This window comes from Pseudomonas baltica (genome assembly GCF_014235765.1).
Classification (GTDB): Bacteria; Pseudomonadota; Gammaproteobacteria; order Pseudomonadales; family Pseudomonadaceae; genus Aquipseudomonas; species Aquipseudomonas baltica.
Map to the genome: position 1 here is coordinate 338,748 of NZ_JACMYH010000003.1, position 21,421 is coordinate 360,168.

19 protein-coding genes are annotated in these 21,421 nt (G+C 63.5%); 8 read left to right on the top strand and 11 right to left on the bottom strand.

What is annotated here, in order from left to right:
- The first annotated feature begins 93 nt into the window (after window positions 1–93).
- Window positions 94–1,392, top strand: coding sequence for an amino-acid N-acetyltransferase (gene argA, locus H7993_RS13980; RefSeq protein WP_122715941.1), 1,299 nt, complete (start codon window positions 94–96; stop codon window positions 1,390–1,392).
- 236 nt (window positions 1,393–1,628) lie between these two features.
- Here argA and gshA read toward each other — a convergent pair whose 3' ends face one another.
- The 3 genes from gshA to H7993_RS13995 all read right to left on the bottom strand — a co-directional run bounded on the left by gshA (window position 1,629) and on the right by H7993_RS13995 (window position 6,094).
- The gene (gshA, locus tag H7993_RS13985) at window positions 1,629–3,212 is read right to left on the bottom strand and encodes a glutamate--cysteine ligase (protein WP_185794728.1); all 1,584 of its coding nucleotides are present in this window, start codon (window positions 3,210–3,212) and stop codon (window positions 1,629–1,631) included.
- Window positions 3,213–3,389: 177 nt separating this feature from the next.
- Window positions 3,390–3,773: a PaaI family thioesterase gene (locus tag H7993_RS13990; RefSeq protein ID WP_122479847.1), complete on the bottom strand. Its 384-nt coding sequence runs from the start codon at window positions 3,771–3,773 to the stop codon at window positions 3,390–3,392.
- Window positions 3,773–6,094, bottom strand: coding sequence for a Tex family protein (locus tag H7993_RS13995; RefSeq protein WP_185794729.1), 2,322 nt, complete (start codon window positions 6,092–6,094; stop codon window positions 3,773–3,775). The genes H7993_RS13990 and H7993_RS13995 overlap by 1 nt, the downstream gene beginning before the upstream one ends.
- A gap of 217 nt (window positions 6,095–6,311) precedes the next feature.
- Between H7993_RS13995 and ompR the strand changes: the two genes are divergently transcribed.
- Complete coding sequence (gene ompR / locus H7993_RS14000) at window positions 6,312–7,052, top strand: osmolarity response regulator transcription factor OmpR (RefSeq protein WP_122479845.1); 741 nt, start codon at window positions 6,312–6,314, stop codon at window positions 7,050–7,052.
- 114 nt (window positions 7,053–7,166) lie between these two features.
- The gene (locus H7993_RS14005; RefSeq protein WP_122480125.1) at window positions 7,167–8,480 is read left to right on the top strand and encodes an ATP-binding protein; all 1,314 of its coding nucleotides are present in this window, start codon (window positions 7,167–7,169) and stop codon (window positions 8,478–8,480) included.
- 57 nt (window positions 8,481–8,537) lie between these two features.
- On the opposite strand, the gene rimK is transcribed toward H7993_RS14005, so the two are convergent.
- Both rimK and rimB read right to left on the bottom strand, forming a co-directional pair.
- On the bottom strand, window positions 8,538–9,443 hold the full coding sequence (rimK, locus tag H7993_RS14010; protein WP_122479844.1) for a 30S ribosomal protein S6--L-glutamate ligase: 906 nt from the start codon (window positions 9,441–9,443) through the stop codon (window positions 8,538–8,540).
- Window positions 9,440–9,922: a retropepsin-like aspartic endopeptidase RimB gene (rimB, locus tag H7993_RS14015; RefSeq protein WP_043192313.1), complete on the bottom strand. Its 483-nt coding sequence runs from the start codon at window positions 9,920–9,922 to the stop codon at window positions 9,440–9,442. The genes rimK and rimB overlap by 4 nt, the downstream gene beginning before the upstream one ends.
- A gap of 187 nt (window positions 9,923–10,109) precedes the next feature.
- Here rimB and H7993_RS14020 point away from each other — a divergent pair, with 187 nt between their 5' ends.
- On the top strand, window positions 10,110–10,514 hold the full coding sequence (locus H7993_RS14020) for an RNA-binding S4 domain-containing protein (protein WP_185794730.1): 405 nt from the start codon (window positions 10,110–10,112) through the stop codon (window positions 10,512–10,514).
- A gap of 78 nt (window positions 10,515–10,592) precedes the next feature.
- Here H7993_RS14020 and H7993_RS14025 read toward each other — a convergent pair whose 3' ends face one another.
- Window positions 10,593–11,390, bottom strand: coding sequence for a phosphatase PAP2 family protein (locus H7993_RS14025; RefSeq protein WP_185794731.1), 798 nt, complete (start codon window positions 11,388–11,390; stop codon window positions 10,593–10,595).
- Between the two features lie 106 nt (window positions 11,391–11,496).
- Here H7993_RS14025 and hslO point away from each other — a divergent pair, with 106 nt between their 5' ends.
- Both hslO and H7993_RS14035 read left to right on the top strand, forming a co-directional pair.
- Window positions 11,497–12,399: an Hsp33 family molecular chaperone HslO gene (hslO, locus tag H7993_RS14030; protein ID WP_122479841.1), complete on the top strand. Its 903-nt coding sequence runs from the start codon at window positions 11,497–11,499 to the stop codon at window positions 12,397–12,399.
- 179 nt (window positions 12,400–12,578) lie between these two features.
- The gene (locus tag H7993_RS14035; protein WP_185794732.1) at window positions 12,579–14,120 is read left to right on the top strand and encodes a phosphoenolpyruvate carboxykinase; all 1,542 of its coding nucleotides are present in this window, start codon (window positions 12,579–12,581) and stop codon (window positions 14,118–14,120) included.
- Window positions 14,121–14,242: 122 nt separating this feature from the next.
- On the opposite strand, the gene H7993_RS14040 is transcribed toward H7993_RS14035, so the two are convergent.
- The 5 genes from H7993_RS14040 to yrfG form a co-directional block, all read right to left on the bottom strand.
- Entirely contained in the window at window positions 14,243–14,716 is a 474-nt protein-coding gene (locus tag H7993_RS14040) for a glycine zipper 2TM domain-containing protein (RefSeq protein WP_185794733.1), read from the bottom strand.
- Between the two features lie 299 nt (window positions 14,717–15,015).
- On the bottom strand, window positions 15,016–17,352 hold the full coding sequence (locus H7993_RS14045) for an FdhF/YdeP family oxidoreductase (protein WP_185794734.1): 2,337 nt from the start codon (window positions 17,350–17,352) through the stop codon (window positions 15,016–15,018).
- Window positions 17,349–18,200: a formate dehydrogenase accessory sulfurtransferase FdhD gene (fdhD, locus tag H7993_RS14050; protein ID WP_185794735.1), complete on the bottom strand. Its 852-nt coding sequence runs from the start codon at window positions 18,198–18,200 to the stop codon at window positions 17,349–17,351. Before fdhD ends, H7993_RS14045 begins: the two co-directional genes overlap by 4 nt.
- A 94-nt stretch (window positions 18,201–18,294) precedes the next feature.
- On the bottom strand, window positions 18,295–19,170 hold the full coding sequence (locus H7993_RS14055; RefSeq protein WP_122479836.1) for a LysR family transcriptional regulator: 876 nt from the start codon (window positions 19,168–19,170) through the stop codon (window positions 18,295–18,297).
- Window positions 19,171–19,242: 72 nt separating this feature from the next.
- On the bottom strand, window positions 19,243–19,905 hold the full coding sequence (gene yrfG / locus H7993_RS14060) for a GMP/IMP nucleotidase (RefSeq protein WP_122479835.1): 663 nt from the start codon (window positions 19,903–19,905) through the stop codon (window positions 19,243–19,245).
- A gap of 91 nt (window positions 19,906–19,996) precedes the next feature.
- Here yrfG and nudE point away from each other — a divergent pair, with 91 nt between their 5' ends.
- Together nudE and cysQ are read left to right on the top strand one after the other, a co-directional pair.
- Window positions 19,997–20,563 carry an ADP compounds hydrolase NudE gene (gene nudE, locus H7993_RS14065; protein ID WP_122479834.1) on the top strand — a complete coding sequence of 189 codons (567 nt, stop codon included), beginning with the start codon at window positions 19,997–19,999 and terminating at the stop codon, window positions 20,561–20,563.
- Window positions 20,560–21,399: a 3'(2'),5'-bisphosphate nucleotidase CysQ gene (gene cysQ, locus H7993_RS14070; RefSeq protein WP_185794736.1), complete on the top strand. Its 840-nt coding sequence runs from the start codon at window positions 20,560–20,562 to the stop codon at window positions 21,397–21,399. The genes nudE and cysQ overlap by 4 nt, the downstream gene beginning before the upstream one ends.
- Window positions 21,400–21,421 lie beyond the last annotated feature (22 nt).

Here is a 21,421-nt window from a genome sequence, read left to right on the forward strand (position 1 = left end):
CGCGTGTTGCCTAGCCTGTCACGACGATAACCCTCATACCGCTGTGCGCCGAGTGATGCTTTTCGTCCCACTTTTCTACAGGCTTTTGCTGTCATGCCCGACTACGTGAATTGGCTTCGCCACGCTTCTCCCTACATCAATGCCCACCGTGACTGCACCTTCGTGGTGATGCTTCCCGGCGAAGGCGTTGCCCACCCCAACTTCGGCAATATCGTCCACGACCTGGTGCTGCTGCACAGCATGGGCGTGCGCCTGGTGCTGGTCCACGGGTCGCGCCCGCAGATCGAGAGCCGCCTGGCCGCGCGCGGTCTGAGCCCGCATTACCATCGCAACCTGCGGGTCACCGATGCGGCCACGCTCGAATGCGTGATCGATGCGGTAGGTCAACTGCGGATCGCCATCGAGGCACGCCTGTCCATGGACATGGCGTCCTCACCGATGCAGGGCTCGCGGTTGCGCGTGGCGGGCGGCAACTTGGTCACGGCGCGGCCGATCGGCGTGGTCGAGGGTGTCGATTACCACCATACCGGCGAAGTGCGCCGGGTCGATCGCAAGGGCATCAATCGCCTGCTCGACGAACGCTCGATCGTGCTGCTGTCGCCACTGGGCTATTCGCCCACCGGCGAGATCTTCAACATTGCCTGCGAAGACGTGGCCACGCGGGCAGCCATCGACCTGGAAGCCGACAAGTTGCTGCTGTTCGGCGCCGAGCCGGGCTTGCTCGACGAAACCGGTCATCTGGTGCGCGAGCTGCGTCCGCAGCAGGTACCGGCGCACTTGCTGCGTCTGGGCAACGACTACCAGGGCGAGTTGCTCGATGCCGCCGCTCAGGCGTGCAAGGGTGGCGTCAGCCGCGCGCATATCGTCAGCTACGCCGAAGACGGTGCACTGCTGACCGAGCTGTTCACTCGCAACGGCGGCGGCACCCTGGTGGCGCAAGAGCAGTTCGAACAGGTGCGCGAAGCCAACATCGAAGACGTCGGTGGGTTGCTGGACTTGATCAGTCCGCTGGAAGAGCAGGGCATTCTGGTGCGCCGCTCGCGGGAAGTATTGGAGCGTGAGATCACCCAGTTCAGCGTGGTCGAGCGTGAAGGCATGATCATCGCCTGCGCGGCGTTGTACCCGATCGCCGATTCGCAGACCGGCGAGCTGGCCTGCCTGGCGGTGAATCCGGAATACCGCCACGGCGGGCGTGGCGACGAGCTGCTCGAGCGCATCGAGGAACGGGCGCGCGCGCTCGGACTCAACACCCTGTTCGTGCTGACTACCCGTACGGCGCACTGGTTTCGCGAGCGTGGCTTCGTGCCCAGCGGTGTCGAACGCCTGCCCTCGGCGCGCGCCTCGCTGTACAACTACCAGCGCAATTCGAAGATCTTCGAAAAAGCGCTGTAGCGGAGCACCCGCTGGATCGGCGGTGCCCCTTTCGCGGCCGATGACCGCTCCTACGTAAGGTCGAGGCCATCCGTAGGAGCGGTCCGTGGCCGCGAAGGGCGCGCCGCGGCTTGTCTGATGCAACCCAGTGCCTTTTCGCGGCCGATGACCGCTCCTACGTGAGGTCGAGGCCATCCGTAGGAGCGGTCCGTGGCCGCGAAGCAGGCGCCGCGGTCTTTCGAGGATCGACCGCTTGGTCAGTTGCTGATGGCGAGGATGCTTGCCTGATAGGAGCCGACGAACAGATCGAAATCGCCAACTTCTTCGGCTTCCAGCGTCGCCTGGGCTACCAGCGAATCGCGGGCTTGCTGTTCGAAGCGCGCCTGGTCCTGAGGGCTCAATGGCTGCTCGCGGAAGTAGTCGGCATGAGCCTGGCTCTGGCTGAAGGAGAACTCGGCAAAACTCTGCTTCTGCTCGGCCATCTTCGCCAGTACCTGCGCCGACGGCGTCAGCGACGCATCGCCAACCTTGGCACGCTGCGCCGCCATCGCCTGCACATGCTCATCGGTAGCGGTACTGCGATCGAGCAGGGCGGCGACGGCGTCGATACGCTCCAGCAGATCATTGGCCCAGTCCTTGAGCTCGACCGCTTCCCCATTGCGCTGCAGCTGCAGGCCAGGGCGGCGACCCTCCTTGACCACATTGAGGAAATTGTCGGTGCACGCCGAGCACTCGGCACTGTCGATCTGCGGGCTGCTTTCCAGCGCGCAGAACAGCAGGAACGCATCGAGAAAACGCGACTCGGGCAGGTCGACGCCGGTGGGCAGGAACGGGTTGATGTCCAGGCAGCGCACTTCGATGTACTGCACGCCGCGCGCCATCAAGGCCTGGATCGGCCGTTCGCCGCTGTAGGTCACTCGTTTCGGACGAATGTTGGAGTAGTACTCGTTTTCGATCTGCAGAATGTTGGTGTTCAACTGCACCCATTCGCCATCCTTGTGCGTACCGACCTGGACGTAAGGTGCGTAGGGCGTGGCAACCGCCTTGCGCAGGCTGTCGGTGTAGCTGGCCAGATCCTTGTAGCACGGCGTCAAGCCCGCCTGGGCATTGCTCTGGTAGCCCAGGTCGCTCATGCGCAGGCTGGTGGCATAGGGCAGGTACAGGGTCTGCGCATCCAGTTGCTCGAGTTGATGGGCACGTCCGCGCAGGAAGCCTGCATCCAGCGCCGGCGAGGCGCCGAACAGGTACATCAGCAACCAGCTGTAGCGGCGAAAATTGCGGATCAGCGCGATATAGGCTGCCGACTGATAATCGCGATCGGTGCCGACGTAACCCTCGGCCTGCTTGAGCACTGGCCACAGCTGCTCGGGCAGGGAGAAATTATAGTGAATGCCGGCGATGCACTGCATGGTGCGGCCATAGCGCAGGGACAGACCCTGGCGATAGACATACTTGAGGCGCCCGATGTTCGAGGTGCCGTAGTAGGCCAGCGGGATATCTTCCTCGGCTGGCAGCGGGCAGGGCATGGAGGGGCTCCACAGATACTCGCTGCCCAGCTTGCTGTACACGAAGCGGTGGATCTGCTCGAGGCTGTGCAGGGTCTGTGCAGGATCCTGGAGCGCGGGCGTGATGAATTCCAGCAGCGATTCGGAATAGTCCGTAGTGACCTGTTCATTGGTCAGCGCCGCGCCCAACGCCTCGGGGTGTGGCGTCTGTGCCAGGCGACCCTCGTGGTTGACGCGCAGGCACTCGCGCTCTATGCCATGCAGGCACTGCGCGAGCAGGGAAAGGGTGGCAGGCTCGCCGAGCAAAGTCAGGCGGCGGTTGAGAAATTCGCTCAAGTTGGATTCCTTCACGCGTCAGTCGCCCCGATATGGGGGTGGAGCGGACGGTCTGCAAGGGTGAAGACAAAAAGGAACCGGCGTTGTCGCCTGGTTTCGATCGGGCAGGGTGCAGGCCGTGCGGCGTCCGGCACCGCCTGCGCCGTGCCGAAATTACCGCATAACGGCCCCTTCGGGCTAGAGAACCACGAAGGTACCTTGTGCTTTTGCCATCAGTTTTTCGCCCTGGAGCACTTCGGCCTCGACCACCATCGTGCGCCGACCGGCGTGCAATACCTGGGCCTTGCAGATCACCTCACCTTCTGACACCGCGCGAAGGTAATTGATCTTGCATTCGAGCGTGACACTTCGATTATCGAAACCGTGCGCGGTGGAACATGCCAGGCCCATGGCAATGTCGACCAGGCTGAAGATGGCGCCACCGTGCATCACCTGCCCACGATTGCGCAGGTGCGCGGCCAGCGGCAGTGCTACCTCGGCCACGCCGGCGTCCAGGCGCCGCACCTCGCAGCCAAGGTTGCGAAAGTAGGCGCTCTGGGTCAACTCGTCGTCGACCTGCATCAGCGCTTCTTCAGCTGTTTGGCATTGGCGAACAACGACGCCATGGCACCACTGGCCGGTGTGGCGGCAGGTTCCTTGACGCGCGCCGGGGCGGCCTGCTGGCGCCCGGCGGCACCAGGACGGCTGCCACGTGCGCCGTCGATCTTCTCGCCGGGCGTGTCGCCCATGCGCATCGACAACCCTACGCGTTTGCGTGGAATGTCCACTTCCATCACCTTGACCTTGACCACGTCGCCAGCCTTCACCGCTTCACGCGGGTCCTTGATGAATTTTTCCGACAGTGCCGAGATATGCACCAGGCCGTCCTGGTGGACGCCGATATCGACGAACGCGCCGAAGTTGGTCACGTTGGTGACCACGCCTTCGAGCACCATGCCCAGTTGCAGGTCCTTGAGGTCTTCGACACCGTCCTGGAATTCTGCAGTCTTGAATCCGGGACGAGGGTCGCGGCCCGGTTTGTCCAATTCCTGCAGGATGTCGGTGACGGTGGGCAGGCCAAAGGTTTCGTCGGTGAATTTTTTCGGATCGAGGCGCTTGAGGAAGCCGCTGTCACCGATCAGTGAGCGAATATCGCGATCGGTGCCCGCGGCAATGCGCTGCACCAGCAGGTATGCCTCGGGGTGCACGGCCGAGGCGTCCAGCGGATTGTCGCCGTTCATCACACGCAGGAAGCCGGCTGCCTGTTCGAAGGTTTTTTCGCCCAGGCGCGAGACTTTCTTCAGCGCCGCACGGGTTCTGAAAGCACCGTGCTCGTCGCGGTGGGCAACGATGTTCTGCGCCAGTGTGGCGTTGAGCCCGGAGATGCGCGCCAGCAGCGCCACGGAAGCGGTGTTGACGTCCACGCCCACGGCGTTCACGCAGTCCTCGACCACGGCATCCAGGCCCCGCGCCAGCTTGAGCTGCGAGACATCGTGCTGGTACTGGCCCACGCCGATGGATTTCGGATCAATCTTGACCAGTTCGGCCAGCGGATCCTGCAGGCGGCGGGCGATGGAGACCGCACCGCGGATAGACACGTCCAGATCGGGAAACTCGCGAGCAGCCAGCTCCGAGGCCGAATACACCGACGCACCGGCTTCGGACACCATGACCTTGGTCATTTTCAGGCCTGGGTATTTCTTGATCAGCTCGGCCGCCAGCTTGTCGGTCTCGCGACTGGCAGTGCCATTGCCGATGGCAATCAGGTCCACGGCATGCTTGGCACACAGCGCGGCCAGCGTGGCGAGGGTCTGGTCCCACTTGTTGTGCGGAACGTGCGGATACACCGTGGCGTGATCGAGCAGCTTGCCGGTGGCATCCACCACCGCCACCTTGCAGCCGGTGCGCAGGCCCGGGTCCAGGCCCAGGGTGGCGCGTGGGCCGGCCGGGGCGGCCAGCAGCAGGTCATGCAGGTTGTGTGCGAAGACGTTGATGGCCTCGCTTTCGGCGTTCTCGCGCAGCTCGCTCAGCAGGTCGGTTTCCAGGTGCGTGTAGAGCTTGACCTTCCAGGTCCAGCGCACCACTTCGCCGAGCCACTTGTCGGCGGCCCGCTGCTGGTTTTTCACGCCGAAACGCTCGGCGATCATCATCTCGCACGGGTGCAGGGTACCCGGCAGTTCCTCGCCGACCTTCAGCGAAGAACCGAGGATGCCCTCGTTGCGTCCGCGGAAGATCGCCAGGGCGCGGTGCGAAGGCATGCTCTTGAGCGGTTCGTCATGCTCGAAGTAGTCGCGGAACTTGGCGCCTTCCTCTTCCTTGCCGGCCAGCACCCGGGCGCTGAGCACGGCTTCCTGCTTGAGGAAACCGCGCAGCTTGGCCAGCAGCGTGGCGTCTTCGGCGAAACGTTCCATCAGGATGTACTTGGCGCCTTCAAGCGCGGCCTTGGTATCGAGGACGCCCTTGTCGCTGTCGACGAACCGTGCCGCCTCCGCTTCCGGGGTCAGCGCAGGGTCGCCGAACAGGCGGTCGGCCAGCTCGCCGAGGCCGGCTTCCAGGGCGATCTGGCCCTTGGTGCGGCGCTTCTGCTTGTACGGCAGGTAAAGGTCTTCCAAGCGGGTCTTGGTGTCGGCCTGGTTGATCTCGCGGGCCAGCTCGGGGGTCAGCTTGCCCTGCTCCTCGATGCTGGCGAGGATGCTTGCCCGGCGCTCGTCGAGTTCGCGCAGATAGCGCAGGCGCTCTTCGAGGTGACGCAGCTGGGTGTCGTCCAGGCTGCCGGTCACTTCCTTGCGGTAACGAGCGATGAAAGGCACGGTCGAACCTTCATCCAGCAGTGCGACGGCCGCTTCGACCTGTTGAGGGCGGACGCCGAGTTCCTCGGCGATGCGGCTGTTTATGCTGATCATGATAACCACCTGAAAAATGTTGGGTACAAGGTGCAATCCCCGCCGAGCCCGGCTGACGAGCCGTGCAGTATACCCAGCGACATCGTCGCGGCGCGAACCCGACGCCCGGACGATCGAGGATTGTGACTGGCGGGCCAGGAAAAATCTGCTAACAATGCACACGGCACGAGCGTTGGCAGCTACGCCATAATGCGCGCCGAGATCAGAGGAGCAACCCATGAGCAGTACCGCACAAGCAGCCGAAGGTGAAAAGATCCTCATCGTTGACGACGATCCGGGACTGAGCAGCCTGCTGGAGCGATTCTTCACCAGCAAAGGCTACCGTGCGCGCGCCGTGCCCAATGTCGAGCAAATGGATCGCCTGCTCGCCCGTGAAGTGTTCCATCTGGTTGTCCTGGACTTGATGCTGCCCGGTGAAGACGGCCTGTCTGCCTGCCGCCGCCTGCGTGCCAGCAACAACCAGGTCCCGATCATCATGTTGACCGCCAAGGGTGACGAACTCAGCCGGATCAAGGGTCTGGAACTGGGCGCGGACGACTACCTGGCCAAGCCCTTCAACCCGGATGAACTGATGGCGCGCGTCAAGGCCGTGCTGCGTCGCCAGTCGGCGCCGGTTCCCGGCGCTCCGGGCAGCGAGGACGAATCGGTTTCCTTCGGCGACTACGAGCTTTCCCTGGCCACCCGCGAACTCAAGCGCGGCGACGAAGTGCACATGCTGACCACCGGTGAGTTCGCCGTGCTCAAGGCCCTGGTGATGAACGCGCGCCAGCCACTGACCCGCGACAAGCTGATGAACCTGGCTCGCGGACGTGAATGGGATGCCCTGGAGCGTTCCATCGACGTGCAGATCTCGCGGCTGCGCCGCATGATCGAGCCCGACCCCTCCAAGCCTCGCTACATTCAAACGGTCTGGGGTGTGGGTTACGTGTTCGTACCCGATGGCAACGCTGCCCGATAGACTGCCGGGGTTTTTGTAGGAGCGATATCCTGAATCACTCGTTGATTCGGGATGTTCGTCATCCACAATGTCTGCGAGCCTGCTCGCTCCTGCAACGTATGTGATCGCCACGCAATGAAAACCCCTGTCTGGTTTCCCCAAAGTTTTTTCGCCCGAACCCTCTGGCTGGTGTTGGTCGTCGTCCTGTTCTCGAAGGCCTTGACCCTGGTCTACCTGTTGATGAACGAAGACGTGCTGGTCGACCGCCAGTACAGTCACGGCGTGGCGCTGACGCTGCGTGCCTACTGGGCGGCGGACGAGAACAACCGTGACCAGATCGCCGATGCGGCGGGCCTGATCCGGGTGGTCGGCGGCGGCGTGCCGGAAGGCGAGCAGCACTGGCCGTACAGTGAAATCTACCAACGCCAGATGCAGGCCGAGCTGGGCGAAGACACCGAAGTGCGCCTGCGCGTCCACGCCCCGCCCGCGCTGTGGGTGCGTGCGCCGAGCCTGGGCGCGGGCTGGTTGAAAGTGCCTCTGTACCCGCACCCGTTGCGTGGGCAGAAGATCTGGAGCGTGCTGGGCTGGTTCCTTGCGATCGGCTTGCTGTCGACCGCTTCGGCCTGGATATTCGTGCGTCAGCTCAACCAGCCGCTCAAGCGTCTGGTGTTCGCCGCCCGGCAATTGGGGCAGGGCCGCAGCGTGCGCCTGCCGGTGAGCGACACGCCCAGCGAAATGACCGAGGTGTACCGAGCGTTCAACCAGATGGCCGAGGACGTCGAACAGGCCGGCCGCGAGCGCGAGCTGATGCTGGCCGGGGTGTCCCACGATCTGCGCACGCCATTGACCCGCTTGCGGCTGTCACTGGAACTGATGACCTCGGACAACGAATTCACCCCCGACATGGTCCGCGACATCGAGGACATGGACGCGATCCTCGATCAGTTCCTGGCCTTCATTCGCGACGGCCGTGACGAAAGCGTCGAGGTCGTCGATCTGGGCCACCTGGTGCAGGAAGTGGTCGCGCCCTATAACCAGGCAGAAGAACAGGTACTGCTTCGCCTGGAACCGATCCCGCCGTTCCCGCTGCGCCGGGTGTCGATGAAGCGCCTGCTGAACAACCTGATCGGCAACGCCCTCTACCATGCCGGCAGCGGCGTGGAAGTGGCCGTCCATGTTTCGGGCGACGACAATGCGCCCTATGTGGTGCTCAGTGTGGTGGACCGGGGGGCAGGCATCGATCCGGGCGAACTGGCCGGCATCTTCGACCCGTTCATTCGCGGGGACCGCGCCCGCAGTGGCAAGGGCACCGGGTTGGGCCTGGCGATCGTCAAGCGCATCGCTGCCATGCATGGCGGCAACGTGGAGTTGCGCAATCGTTCGACGGGTGGGCTGGAGGCGCGTGTCAGGCTGCCGCTGGGCCTGATGCTGCCCAGGGACGCCGTGTAGACCTGCCGCCACGAGGATGCCGTTCGCCAACGCTGGCCGAACGGCATGTTGCGGTGTTTAGCCCTTGCCCTTGGTGCGGGTCATGTTCGGGCCGCTGTTCTTTTCGATGTGTTCGATGATCATCCCGGCCACGTCTTTGCCGGTGGTCACCTCGATCCCTTCCAGGCCGGGTGATGAATTCACCTCCATCACCAGCGGGCCGTGGTTGGAGCGCAGGATATCCACGCCGGCGACGCTGAGCCCCATCACCTTGGCGGCGCGGATCGCGGTCATGCGCTCTTCGGGTGTGATCTTGATCAGGCTGGCACAGCCGCCGCGGTGCAGGTTGGAGCGAAACTCACCGGGCCTGGCCTGGCGCTTCATCGCCGCGATCACCTTGTCACCCACCACGAAACAGCGGATGTCGGCACCGCCGGCCTCCTTGATGTACTCCTGAACCATGATGTTCTGCTTGAGGCCCATGAACGCTTCGATCACCGATTCGGCCGCGTTGGTGGTTTCACACAGGACCACACCGATGCCTTGGGTACCCTCGAGCACCTTGATCACCAGGGGGGCGCCGTTGACCATGCTGATCAGGTCGGGAATGTCGTCCGGCGAGTGGGCGAAGCCGGTGACCGGCAGGCCGATACCGCGTCGCGACAGCAGCTGCAGCGAGCGCAGCTTGTCCCGCGAGCGGGCGATGGCCACCGATTCGTTCAGCGGAAAGACGTCCATCATTTCGAACTGGCGCAGCACCGCGCAGCCATAGAACGTCACCGACGCGCCGATGCGCGGAATGACCGCATCGAAGCCCTGCAGCGGTTTGCCGCGGTAGTGGATCTGCGGTTTGTGACTGGCGATGTTCATATACGCGCGCAGCGTGTCGATCACCACCATTTCATGGCCACGGGCAGTACCGGCTTCGACCAGACGACGAGTGGAATACAGACGCGGATTGCGCGACAGCACAGCGATCTTCATGCAACACCTGTGGCAGAGGTAGTAGAGGCCGGGAACACCGGCTTGTCTTGAACGTAGGTGACGCCCGGGTTCACGACCAGTTGGCCATGGACCAGCGCCTTGGAGCCGAGCAACAGGCGGTAACGCATGGACTTGCGGCAGGCCAGGGTGAATTCCACTGTCCAGACCCGGTCGCCCAGGGCCAGGGTGGTCTTGATCACGTAGCGCGTCTGCGCATGGCCATTGGAGCTCTTGATGGTCTTCATCGCCACCAGCGGCGCTTCGCAACGCCGGTGGCGCAGCTGCACCACGGTGCCCAGATGAGCGGTGAAACGCACCCATTTTTCACCGGCACGGGTGAACGGCTCGATGTCCGTGGCGTGCAGGCTGGAGGTGCTGGCGCCGGTATCGATCTTGGCGCGCAGGCCGGCGACACCCAGATCGGGCAGCGCCACCCACTCGCGCAGACCGATAACGGTCAGATGGTCAAATGTCTTCAAATCGGCAAACCGCAAGAGGTAGGGATGGACCCGTATACGCAAGCTTCAGACCGGCGCGGACCGGATCAATTCAACCCAGCCCGACGCCGCTTGGCAAGCATGCGTGCACTGTAATCGCAAAGACCGCCGCTTGCATCCGACAGGCACGGTAGTACAGTTTGATGACGGCATTTCGCGAGGTGAGCCTGTGGCACAGAAGCACAAGCAGGAAGAAGAGGAAAAGGTCCGTCTGGACAAATGGCTGTGGGCGGCGCGCTTCTACAAGACGCGTGCGCTGGCCAAGGAAGCCATCGAGAGCGGCAAGGTGCATTACCGCGGCGAGCGCTGCAAGCCTGGCAAGGAGCCACACGTGGGCGACGAGTTGCAGATACGCACCGGTTTCGAAGAGCGCAGCGTGATCATCGAGGCGCTTTCAATCGTGCGGCGTGGGGCGCCGGAAGCGCAGACGCTCTACCGCGAGACCGAACAGAGCCAGGCCAGGCGCGAGGCCGCGGCGGCCATGCGCAAGGCAGGTGCCCTGGGTGTTACCACCGATGGCAAGCCTTCGAAGAAGCAGCGCCGGCAGTTGTTCAGTTTTCGCTCAGTGGATTGATGCAGCGCAGTGCTGGCCTGTGGGAGCGGGGCGGGCGGCGAGCTCTCTGCCCGCGAAGAGGCCAGCACAGACACCGCATCACCTTGCGGCGATACTCAACCGGCCCAGCACCGGCAGCTTCGCCAGCAGCCTGAACAGTGGCTCGGTGGCACGTACGAGCCACTGTGAAGTGTGGGCCGCGAAAGGTGTGTAATACCCCCACCCCAGCGCCCAGACGGCCATCAACACGCCACCAATGTAGTCGTCCTGCCCCCAGTGGGCGCCAGCCACCAGGCGCGGCAGCATGAACACCACGGCCAGGGCCCAGATGCACAGCCACTGCCCGAGCCTGCGGGTACAGACACTCATGAACAGCGCCCAGATCAACAGCACCGAAGCGTGATCGCCGGGAAAACTCTGGCTGGAGCGGTCCTTGAGCTCCCAGTGACGTTCCAGGTTCGGGTACCAGTCGCTGAGCAGTACCGGGTCGGCCAATACCATGCTCGGGCTGTCATGGTCCCAGCCCATTGCGTGTATCCACTTGGAAAACAGCGCGCGCACCACCACTAAGAGCAACAGCACGGCCATGAAGCCGAAGAAAGCCTGGCGAACCTGATGGGCCTTGAACACCCAGTTGCCGCGGATCAGCAGCGCCAGCATGATCACGCCGACCACGATATCGAAGGGGCGCAGACTGCCCAGGGTCCAGGCGTAACGCCAGGCGGCGTTGCTGGCCAAGGGCGCGTTGAGCAGCCGAAACAGCCATTCGTCGAATGCTGTACACAAATGATGGCCAATAGGCCATAACCAGAAGCACAACAGCACGATCGGGATTGTATTGCACAGCAGCAAGCCGCTAACGTTCCACCTGGCTTGGAACAGCGGGGCTTTGTTCATAAGATACCTCTACATCTACAGGGCAGTGAGCGATCAAGCGAACGCTCTGAAGCGGGCTTTATAAAAGCCGCTACACATTTTGTCACCATTCTCAGATACTGGAATTATGCACGATCTTCCTGAAGCCGATTTCACCCAACGCTTTATTTTCGATGACGCCGATGTACGCGGTGAGGCGGTAGCATTGGAGCGCAGCTATGCCGAGGTTCTGGCCAAGCACGACTATCCGTTGCCGGTGCAGTTGCTGCTGGGCGAGTTCATGGCTGCCGCGGCGCTGCTGGTAGGTACGCTCAAGTTCGACGGTTTGCTGATCCTGCAGGCCCGTTCCGAAGGCCCCGTGCCACTGTTGATGATCGAGTGCTCCAGCGAACGCGAGATCCGCGGCCTGGCGCGTTTCCACGCCGAGCAGATCAACGACACCGATGGCCTGCCCGAATTAATGCCTGCCGGAACCCTGGCGATGACCATCGACCCTACCGAAGGCCAGCGCTACCAAGGCATCGTGGAGTTGGAAGGTGCCGACCTGTCGGCAAGTTTCTCGAATTATTTCGCCCTCTCCGAACAGCTCGGCACGCGCTTCTGGCTCAAGGCCGACGGCACCCGTGCCCGTGGCTTGCTGCTGCAGCAATTGCCTGCCGCCGTGATCAAGGACGAGGACGAGCGCGCCGAGAGCTGGACGGCCGCCACCACCCTGGCGGACACCCTCAAGGCCGAAGAACTGTTGGGCCTGGATAACGAAACCGTGCTGTACCGCCTGTATCACGAGCAGGCACTGCGGCTTTTCGATACCCAGCCGATACGGTTTCGCTGCAGCTGTTCCAGAGAGCGTTCGGCACGAGCGCTCGTCAGCCTGGGGCACGACGATGCACGCGAGTTGCTCAAGGAGCATGGCGGTACGGTGGAAATCGACTGCCAGTTCTGCAACCAGCGCTACTTGTTTGACGCCACCGACGTCGATCAACTCTTCAGTGGTGCTGGTGTCGACGCTCCGTCAGATACCCGTCACTGAAGCGATTTAGTCTCGCTAAATGAAGAAAAACACGCCGGAATAACGCCGTTACCGACCGGAGGACGCTATTCTTTTCGAGCGTTTCTGGCATAATCCGGCCCACTTTTTAGCTGTAGTGGTTGTTGTAAACTTACTACAAAATGTTTGGAGCACTCGGCCCAGAGCCGACGGGGAACCTCATGACGCAAGCCAAGAACGCCGTGTACGCCGATCTGACTGTAGACGATCTGGTTAAAGAAGCCCTGAACCGTGGTGAAGGCGAGCTTGCCGATACCGGTGCTCTGGTAGTGCGTACCGGTCATCGCACCGGTCGTTCGCCAGTCGACCGCTTCATTGTCGAAGAGCCCACCACCCAGGACGCCATCGCCTGGGGCCCGATCAACCGCAAATTCCCGGCCGACAAGTTCGATGCCTTGTGGAATCGTGTCGAAGCCTACCTGGGCGAGCGCGAGCGGTTCGTTTCCCATGTTCATGTAGGGTCCGATCCGGCGCACTACCTGCCGGTCAAGATGACCACCCAGACCGCCTGGCACAACCTGTTCGGACGTTGCCTTTTCATCAACCCCGAGCAGTACAACGGCGGTGGCAAGGACGAATGGCAGGTGCTCAATGCGCCTGAGTTCGAGTGCGTCCCAGAGCGCGACGGCACCAATTCCGACGGTACCGTGATCATCAATTTCGCGGCTCGCAAGGTGCTGATCGCAGGCATGCGCTATGCCGGCGAAATGAAGAAGGCCATGTTCTCGGTGCAGAACTTCCTGCTGCCGGCTGCCGACGTGCTGCCGATGCACTGTGCCGCCAACATGGGCGAAGACGGCGACGTCACTCTGTTCTTCGGCCTGTCGGGCACTGGCAAGACCACGCTTTCGGCCGACGAAAGCCGTTACCTGATCGGTGACGACGAACATGGCTGGGGCGTGGGCGTGGTGTTCAACATCGAAGGCGGTTGCTATGCCAAGTGCATCGACCTGTCCGAGAAGAACGAGCCGGTCATCTGGAAAGCCATTCAACACGGCGCCGTGCTGGAAAACGTCGTGCTCGATGCCGACAAGAAGGCCGACTACGCCGATGACAGCCTGACCCAGAACAGCCGTGCCGCGTACCCTCGCGAGCTGATCGAGAAGCGCGCGCCGAAGAACCTGGGCGGTGAGCCCAATGCCGTGATCTTCCTGACCTGCGACCTGACCGGCGTGCTGCCGCCTGTGTCCATCCTCAGCGAAGAGCAGGCTGCCTATCACTTCCTGTCGGGCTACACCGCACTGGTAGGTTCGACCGAAATGGGCTCGGGCAGCGGCATCAAGTCGACCTTCTCGACCTGCTTCGGCGCACCGTTCTTCCCGCGTCCGGCGGGCGAGTACGCCGAGCTGCTGATCAAGCGTATCCGTGGCTTCGGTTCCAAGGTCTACCTGGTCAATACCGGCTGGACCGGTGGTGGCTACGGCGTTGGCAAGCGCTTCAACATCCCCACCACCCGTGGCGTGATTGCAGCGATCCAGAGCGGCGCCCTGATCGGCACCGAGACCGAGCACCTGGACATCGTCAACCTGGACGTGCCAAAGGTCGTACCGGGCGTCGATACCAACCTGCTCAACCCGCGCAACACCTGGGCAGACCCAGCTGCCTACGACGAAGCGGCCAAAGGCCTGGCTTCGCTGTTCATCGAGAACTTCAAGAAGTTCGAAGTGAGCGACTCGATCAAGGCTGCCGGTCCGCAGTTGTAAGCGTCTGCTGAAATAAAAAACCGCCCCTTGAGGGCGGTTTTTTTATGGCTCTGGCACAGGCGGACGGTTAAAGGCCTGCAGCTGGAAGCCTTGCCGCCTGCCGCGTTTGCAGAAAGCCTGGCTCAGCGATCGCGCCAGTGCTTGTTGTGGCCGACGTGGCGACCGCGGTCGCGATGTTTCGATTTGCCGCGATTGTCATGGCCGCGATAGCGACGATCGTCACGGTCGTCGCGGTCGGCCGAGGTGCCCATGTAGTTGCCCAATGCGCCGCCTGCGCCGCCACCCGTCGCCGCGCCCACCAGCCCGCCGGTGCTGCCGCCCACGGTGCGGCCTACCACGTTGCCACCTGCAGCGCCCAGCGCGCCACCTATGGCGGCCTGGCCGCGATTGCGCTTGTCTGCGCCCACTGCACTGCCGGCGGCACCACCCAGGCCCGCGCCAATGGTCGAGCCGGTGCTGCCGCCCAGTTGCTGGCCAACCACCGCGCCCAGAACCCCACCCAATGCGCCCCCTACACCGGCTTCGGTGTTGCTGCCTGCAGAAGCAGCGCCTGTCACCAGGCCAAGGGTCAACAAAAGTATCGAGGGAAATTTCATCGATCAGATCTCAGAGGGATGACGGCGCGACTTTGCAATGCGATGGGTCAGCCGACAAGCACGATGTGATGGAAAGCACGATGGGTACGCAGTTCCGAGATTCGGAAGTTTCATGGGGAAACTTTGAGCAGGGAGGGTGGTCGCACGTACTTCCGGAGTGGCGTCTTTTTGTCGAGATTGAGATCACGATCAAAAGCGACGCGGCTGGCGACGCTGCTACAGGGCGTACGATCTACCTGTAGCAGCGGCGCCAGCCGCGTTGGCGGCCCATGCGCCGCGACACGGGGCTGCGCTCGACATCAGGCGATGCGGGCGCTCGGGGCGGGCTGCTCCAGGCGGATGGCAACGAACTTCGAAGTAGGCGTGCTGCTGCCTTCGCCCACGCTTTCCAGCGGCACCAGCGGATTGACCTCCGGGTAGTACGCTGCGGCCTGACCGGCCGGAATGTCGAACGCCAGCAGTGTGAAGCCCTTCACGCGCCGTTCGCGGCCGTCCTCCCAGATCGACACCAGATCGGCTTTCTGCCCTGGACGGAAGCCCAGGCGAATGATGTCGGCTTCATTGGCGAACAGGACGTCACGCTGGCCACGCACGCCGCGATAGCGGTCGTCCAGGCCGTAGATGGTGGTGTTGTACTGGTCGTGGGAACGCATCGACTGCATGATCAGGTCCGGTATCTGGCCGGTGGCGCGTACGCGTTCATCGATCAGGTCCAGCGGCAGGCGGTTGGGCTTGAAATTGGCCCGTCCGCTGGGGGTGTTCCAGCGGCGTGCACCGGCGCTGTTGCCCAGGTAGAAGCCGCCCGGATGCTTCAGCCGTTGGTTGAAGTCCTTGAAGCCGGGCAGGGTATCGGCGATCAGGTCACGAATGCGATCGTAATCGCCGATCAGCCAGTTCCAGTCCACCGGCTGCGTACCGAGCGTGGCGGCGGCGATGCCGGCGACGATGGCCGGCTCCGAGCGCATGTGCTTCGACAGCGGCTGCAGTTGGCCATTGGAGGCGTGCACCATGCTGAACGAATCTTCCACAGTGACCGCTTGTGGGCCCTCGCTTTGTTGATCGATGTCGGTGCGACCCAGGCAGGGCAGAATCAGTGCCTGCTTGCCGTGCATCAGGTGGCTGCGGTTGAGCTTGGTGCTGATCTGCACCGTGAGCTCGCAGTTGCGCAGCGCCTGCGCCGTGCGCGGGCTGTCCGGCGTGGCCTGGGCGAAGTTGCCGCCCAGGGCGATGAAGACCTTGGCCCTGCCTTCGGCCATCGCATGGATGGCTTCCACCACGTTATGGCCGTTGGTGCGCGGCACATTGAAGCCGAAGCGTTTTTCCAGGGCGTCGAGAAGGAACGCCGGTGGGCGCTCGTTGATGCCCATGGTGCGGTCGCCCTGCACGTTGCTGTGACCCCGCACCGGACACAGGCCGGCACCGGGACGACCGATGTTGCCGCGCAGCAGCATCAGGTTGGAGATTTCCTGAATGGTCGGTACCGAGTGGCGATGCTGGGTGATGCCCATGGCCCAGCACATGATCACGTTCTTGCCCTTGAGGTACATGCGCGCGGCAAGTTCGATGTCCTCCAGCGGCAGGCCGGATTGCTCGACGATGTGCGCCCATGGCGTGTCATCGATCGCGGCCAGGTATTCCAGCACGGTGGCGGTGTGTTCGTTGAGGAAGTCGTGGTCGAACACCGACGGCGCATTGTTGGCCTGGGCCTCGCGTTCCCATTGCAGCAGGAACTTGGCCATGCCGCGCATCATCGCCATGTCGCCGCCCAGTGCCGGACGGAAGTAGGCGGTGTTGGTCGGACGGTCACCGTTGGTAAGCATCTCGATCGGATGCTGGGGGTGCTGGAAGCGCTCCAGGCCGCGCTCCTTGAGCGGGTTGATGCAGACCACCTGGGCGCCACGCTGGACCGCTTCGCGCAGGGGTTCGAGCATGCGCGGATGGTTGGTGCCAGGGTTCTGCCCCCAGACGAAGATGGCATCGGCGTGTTCGAAGTCGTCGAACGTCACTGTGCCCTTGCCCACCCCGATGCTCTGCGACAATGCAACGCCGCTGGCTTCGTGGCACATGTTCGAGCAATCGGGGAAGTTGTTGGTGCCGAACGCCCGCACGAACAGCTGATACAGGTAGGCCGCTTCGTTGCTGGCCCGGCCCGAGGTGTAGAACTCGGCCTGGTCGGGGCTTTCGAGGTTGAGCAGATGCTTGGCGACCAGCGCGTACGCATCGTCCCAGGCAATCGGCACGTAGCGGTCGCTGGCAGGGTCGTAGACCATCGGCTCGGTGAGACGGCCCTGGTACTCGAGCCAGTAGTCACTCTGCTCGAGCAGGGAAGTGACGCTGTGCTTGGCGAAGAAGGCCGGGTCGACACGCCGCTTGGTCGCCTCCCAGTTCACCGCCTTGGCGCCGTTTTCGCAGAACTTCACCATGCCGCTTTCCGGCGAATCGCCCCAGGCACAACCGGGGCAGTCGAAGCCGCCATTCTGGTTGGTCTTGAGCAGGGTGCGGATGTTCTTCAGCGCGTTGTCGCTGCTCAGCCAGAACTGCGTCACGCTGATCAGTGCGCCCCAGCCACCCGCTGCACCTTTGTAGGGCTTGTAGCGGGGAACGGGGGTCTTGTCGGCTTGATTGTGAATACTCACGTTTGATTCTCCAACGCAGGGCTATAGACCCGCGGCGCGCTGTGCTGCGGCAGGTGAATGAGGTTCAGGTTGTGCCGGCGTGCCCATTGCAGGGCCAGGCCGGTGGGCGACGACAGGCTGACCAGGGTCTGGATGCCGGCGCGCAGTACTTTCTGGATGAGTTCGAGGCTGCACCGGCTGGTGACGATGGCCAGGCCGCCGGTGCTGTCGATGTTCTGCCGCACCAGGGCGCCGATCACTTTGTCGAGCGCGTTGTGCCGGCCTATGTCTTCACGGCCCAGCAGCAGGGTGCCTTGGGCGTCCATGAACAGCGCCGCATGCACCGCGCCGCTGCGTTGCCCCAGGGGCTGGAAGGCGCCGATGCGCTGGCGCAGGCCCTCGAGCCACTGCACCGGCGGCAAGTCGGCGCCGGCCAGCACGGCCAGTTCGGGCAGCGCCTGCTCTACGGCTTCGACGCCGCACAATCCGCAGCCACTGCTGCCGGCCAGTTGCCGGCGCTGGGTCTTGAGGTTCCAGAAGGCGCGGTTGGCGATCTGTACCTCGGCGTGGCGTGCCGACCCAGTGCCGCTGAGCTTGATGTCGTAGATTTCATTGGCATCGGCCACGATGCCGCTGCCGATGCTGAAGCCGGTGACGAAGTCTTCGAGATCGGTGGGCGTGACCAGCATCACCGCCTGGCTGATGCCGTTGTAGGCGATCGCCAGCGCCACTTCTTCGGCCAGCGGCGTACTGCCGGGCTCGTCCAGGCTCAAGCTGCAATAACTGTAGGTCTGGCTGGCGATGGGGTTGGCGAGGGGTGCAACCGAGGAAGAAACGGGCACCGCGCTGGCCGGGTGCTTGGCGTTCATGGGAATGGACCGGCAGTGAATTCAGCCTTTAGCCTAGGCGCAGGACGAGCCAGCGTCTAATTGCTATTGCCGATGCGACGATAGACCGCATTGATCATGGCGCGTCATACAGCTTAAAGCAGGCTTCGGCCAGTGCCGAACGCGGCGCCGCGCGGCGCATGATCAGCCCCAGCGGCGCCAGCGTGTGGGCGTCGGCGATGGGTTGCAGGCGCAAGTGCTCGGTCAGCCCTTCCAGCCCGCCGGCCAGGGGCATGATGGCGCAGCACAGGCCGCCATGTACGGCCTGGATCAACTGGTGAACCGCGTCGGTCTGCAGCAAGGGCTGCGGCGCCAGCCCGCGGGAGTGGAAATTGTGGTCGATGGATTGACGAAAATGCATGCCGGTGGTGAGCATGCCCAGCGGCAACTCGATGAGCGCCTCCCAACTCAGGGCCTGCTCGCCGAAATCATAGTGGCGTTGATCGAACAACAGGCCCATGCGGGTTTCTCCCAGCGCCCTCGATTCGAAGCGCTCCTGATCGAGCCGCTCCAGAAACGATACCCCCAGGTCGATGCGGTTACTTGCCAGTTGCTCGAGGATCTGTTCGGAACTCAGCGAGCTGAGCTCGAAGCGAAGGTTGGGATGCTCACCGTGCAGGGTGTGCAGCAGTGGCACTGGGTCGAAGCTGGACAGCGGCACCACCCCCAAGCGCAAAGTGCCTACCAGATGCCCGCGACAGGCCGCGGCTTCCGCCTGCAGGCCGTCGTAGGCGGCCAGCACGGTACGCGCCCAGGCCAGCACGCGCTCGCCTGGGGCAGTGAAGCCTTCGAAGCGCTGGCCGCGCTTCACCAGGGGCAACTCGAGCTCTTCTTCAAGGTTGCGCAGGCGCATCGACAGGGTCGGCTGGGTGATGTGGCAACGCGCTGCGGCCTGGCCGAAATGACGGGTTTCATCCAACGCGATAAGGAATTTGAGTTGCTTGATGTCCATGCTCGCTCCTGGGTAGGCGATGCGCAGTATAGCGGCACGCGCTGGCGGTGGGGCGGTGGGCAGCAGGGTGGGTCACAGACCTGCGATGAGCTCGCGGTAATCACCCACCGCCTCGAATTCTTCGGTGTCCTTGGCGCCCTTGCGGCTGTCCGGCTCGCACACCGCGAGCAGATGCTTGACCCCGTAGGCCTGGGCGCTGCGCAGCACCGGCAGGGTATCGTCGATGAACAGGCTGCGCGCCGGGTCGAAGCCGATGTCGGCCTGCAGGGCGTCCCAGAACTGCGCGTTTTCCTTGGGGTAGCCGTAGTCGTGGGAACTGATCAGCCGTTCGAAATACGGCGCCAGCTCGATGCGCTCCAGCTTCAGCGACAGCGAGTCGCGGTGGGCGTTGGTGATCATGATCACCCGCTTGCCGGCGCGCTGAATCGCTGCCAGAAACGTGTCGGCGTCGGGGCGCAGGGCGATCAGATCGGCCGTCTCCAGTTTCAGCTCGCGTACCGGGATGTTCAGTTCGCGGGTCCAGAAATCCAGGCAGTACCAGTTCAGCTTGCCGGCGTTGTCGGTGAACAGCGGTTGCAGCTCCAGCTGTGCCATGGCCAGGCTCACCCCGTGCAGTTGGGCATAGCGCTGCGGCAGATGTTCGAGCCAGAAATGGTTGTCGTAATGCAGGTCGAGCAAGGTGCCATCCATGTCCAGCAAGACGGTATCGATGGTGCTCCAGGCGAGGCGTGGCATAGCGAAGATTCTCGGGCAGTGGTGGATCAAGGGTGGCCTGCCGCAGGCCAAGCCACGGTATAGTAACCCGTTCACGTCCAGGAGCTGCCCGATGCGCCAGAAACCCGAAGTCCTTGCCCGCGAAATCGTCGCCAGTAGTCGCCTGTTCCGTGTCGAAGAAGTGCAATTGCGCTTCTCCAATGGTGTCGAGCGTACCTACGAGCGTCTGGTGGGGCGCGGCAATGGCTATGGCGCGGTGATGATCGTGGCGATGGCCGATGCCGAGCATGCGCTGCTGGTCGAAGAGTATTGCGGGGGCACCGACGCCTATGAGCTGTCGCTGCCCAAGGGTTTGATCGAGCCGGGCGAAGACGTGCTGGCTGCAGCCGATCGCGAGCTCAAGGAAGAAGCCGGATTCGGCGCCCGGCAGCTCGAGCACCTGACCGAGCTGTCGTTGTCGCCCGGCTACATGAGCCAGAAAATCCAGGTGGTTCTGGCGCAAGGGCTGTACGAGGAGCAGCTCGAGGGCGACGAGCCGGAGCCGATGCGGGTCGAGCGGGTGAACCTGCGCGAGCTGGCCAGCCTGGCCCAGCACCCGCAGTTCTCCGAAGGCCGCGCACTGGCCGCCCTGTACCTGGCGCGCGACCTGCTGATCCAGCGTGGAGTGTTCAGCCTGTGAGCGATCTCGAACGTCTGTTGCCAGAAGTGGTGGCGCTGGCCCATCGGGCTGGCGCGGCGATCCTGCCGTTCTGGCGGGCCGATGTGCAGGTCATGGCCAAGGCCGACCAGTCGCCGGTCACTGCAGCCGACCTCGCCGCGCATCATGTCATCGTCGATGGATTGAAGGCGTTGGCACCGGATATCCCGATCCTGTCCGAAGAAGATGCGGACATCGCGCTGCACGTGCGCGAACGATGGACCCGCTGGTGGCTGGTCGATCCACTGGACGGCACCAAGGAGTTCATCAACGGCAGCGAGGAATTCACCGTCAACATCGCCTTGATCGAGCAGGGTCAGGTGCTGTTTGGTGTGGTCACCGTACCAACCACGGGCAGCGCCTACTATGGCGGGGCGGGGCTCGGCGCCTGGCACGCCGTGGGCCAGCAGCCGGCGCAACCGATCAGCGTGCGCCGCACGCCTGCGCCAGGCAGCGCGTTCAAGGTGGTTGCCAGCCGCCGCCATTCCAGCCCCGGGCAGGAGCACCTGCTCGCCGGGTTGAGCGCCGTGGTGGGCCCCCTGGATCTGGTCAGTGTCGGCAGCTCGCTGAAGTTCTGCCTGTTGGCCGAAGGCGCCGCCGATTGCTATCCGCGCCTGGCGCCAACCTCGCAATGGGACACCGCTGCCGCCCAGGGTGTGCTCGAAGGTGCTGGCGGCGAAGTGCTGCAGATCGACGGGCAGCCGTTCGTCTATCCTGCCCGCCAGTCGTTGCTCAACCCGTCGTTCCTGGCGCTGCCCAGGGATGTGCCATGGCGTCAGTCACTGGTGACGCTGGCGCAGGCCGCGAGCGAGCACTAGGCAGTCGCTGCAGAGCCTTGGA

Bases quoted from the DNA above. Each gene is read 5' to 3' on its own strand.
- argA (WP_122715941.1), top strand. From the start codon at position 94: ATGCCCGACTACGTGAATTGGCTTCGCCACGCTTCTCCCTACATCAAT.
- H7993_RS13990 (WP_122479847.1), bottom strand. From the start codon at position 3,773: ATGCAGGTCGACGACGAGTTGACCCAGAGCGCCTACTTTCGCAACCTT.
- H7993_RS13995 (WP_185794729.1), bottom strand. From the start codon at position 6,094: ATGATCAGCATAAACAGCCGCATCGCCGAGGAACTCGGCGTCCGCCCT.
- ompR (WP_122479845.1), top strand. From the start codon at position 6,312: ATGAGCAGTACCGCACAAGCAGCCGAAGGTGAAAAGATCCTCATCGTT.
- H7993_RS14005 (WP_122480125.1), top strand. From the start codon at position 7,167: ATGAAAACCCCTGTCTGGTTTCCCCAAAGTTTTTTCGCCCGAACCCTC.
- rimK (WP_122479844.1), bottom strand. From the start codon at position 9,443: ATGAAGATCGCTGTGCTGTCGCGCAATCCGCGTCTGTATTCCACTCGT.
- H7993_RS14025 (WP_185794731.1), bottom strand. From the start codon at position 11,390: ATGAACAAAGCCCCGCTGTTCCAAGCCAGGTGGAACGTTAGCGGCTTG.
- hslO (WP_122479841.1), top strand. From the start codon at position 11,497: ATGCACGATCTTCCTGAAGCCGATTTCACCCAACGCTTTATTTTCGAT.
- H7993_RS14035 (WP_185794732.1), top strand. From the start codon at position 12,579: ATGACGCAAGCCAAGAACGCCGTGTACGCCGATCTGACTGTAGACGAT.
- H7993_RS14040 (WP_185794733.1), bottom strand. From the start codon at position 14,716: ATGAAATTTCCCTCGATACTTTTGTTGACCCTTGGCCTGGTGACAGGC.
- fdhD (WP_185794735.1), bottom strand. From the start codon at position 18,200: ATGAACGCCAAGCACCCGGCCAGCGCGGTGCCCGTTTCTTCCTCGGTT.
- H7993_RS14055 (WP_122479836.1), bottom strand. From the start codon at position 19,170: ATGGACATCAAGCAACTCAAATTCCTTATCGCGTTGGATGAAACCCGT.
- yrfG (WP_122479835.1), bottom strand. From the start codon at position 19,905: ATGCCACGCCTCGCCTGGAGCACCATCGATACCGTCTTGCTGGACATG.
- nudE (WP_122479834.1), top strand. From the start codon at position 19,997: ATGCGCCAGAAACCCGAAGTCCTTGCCCGCGAAATCGTCGCCAGTAGT.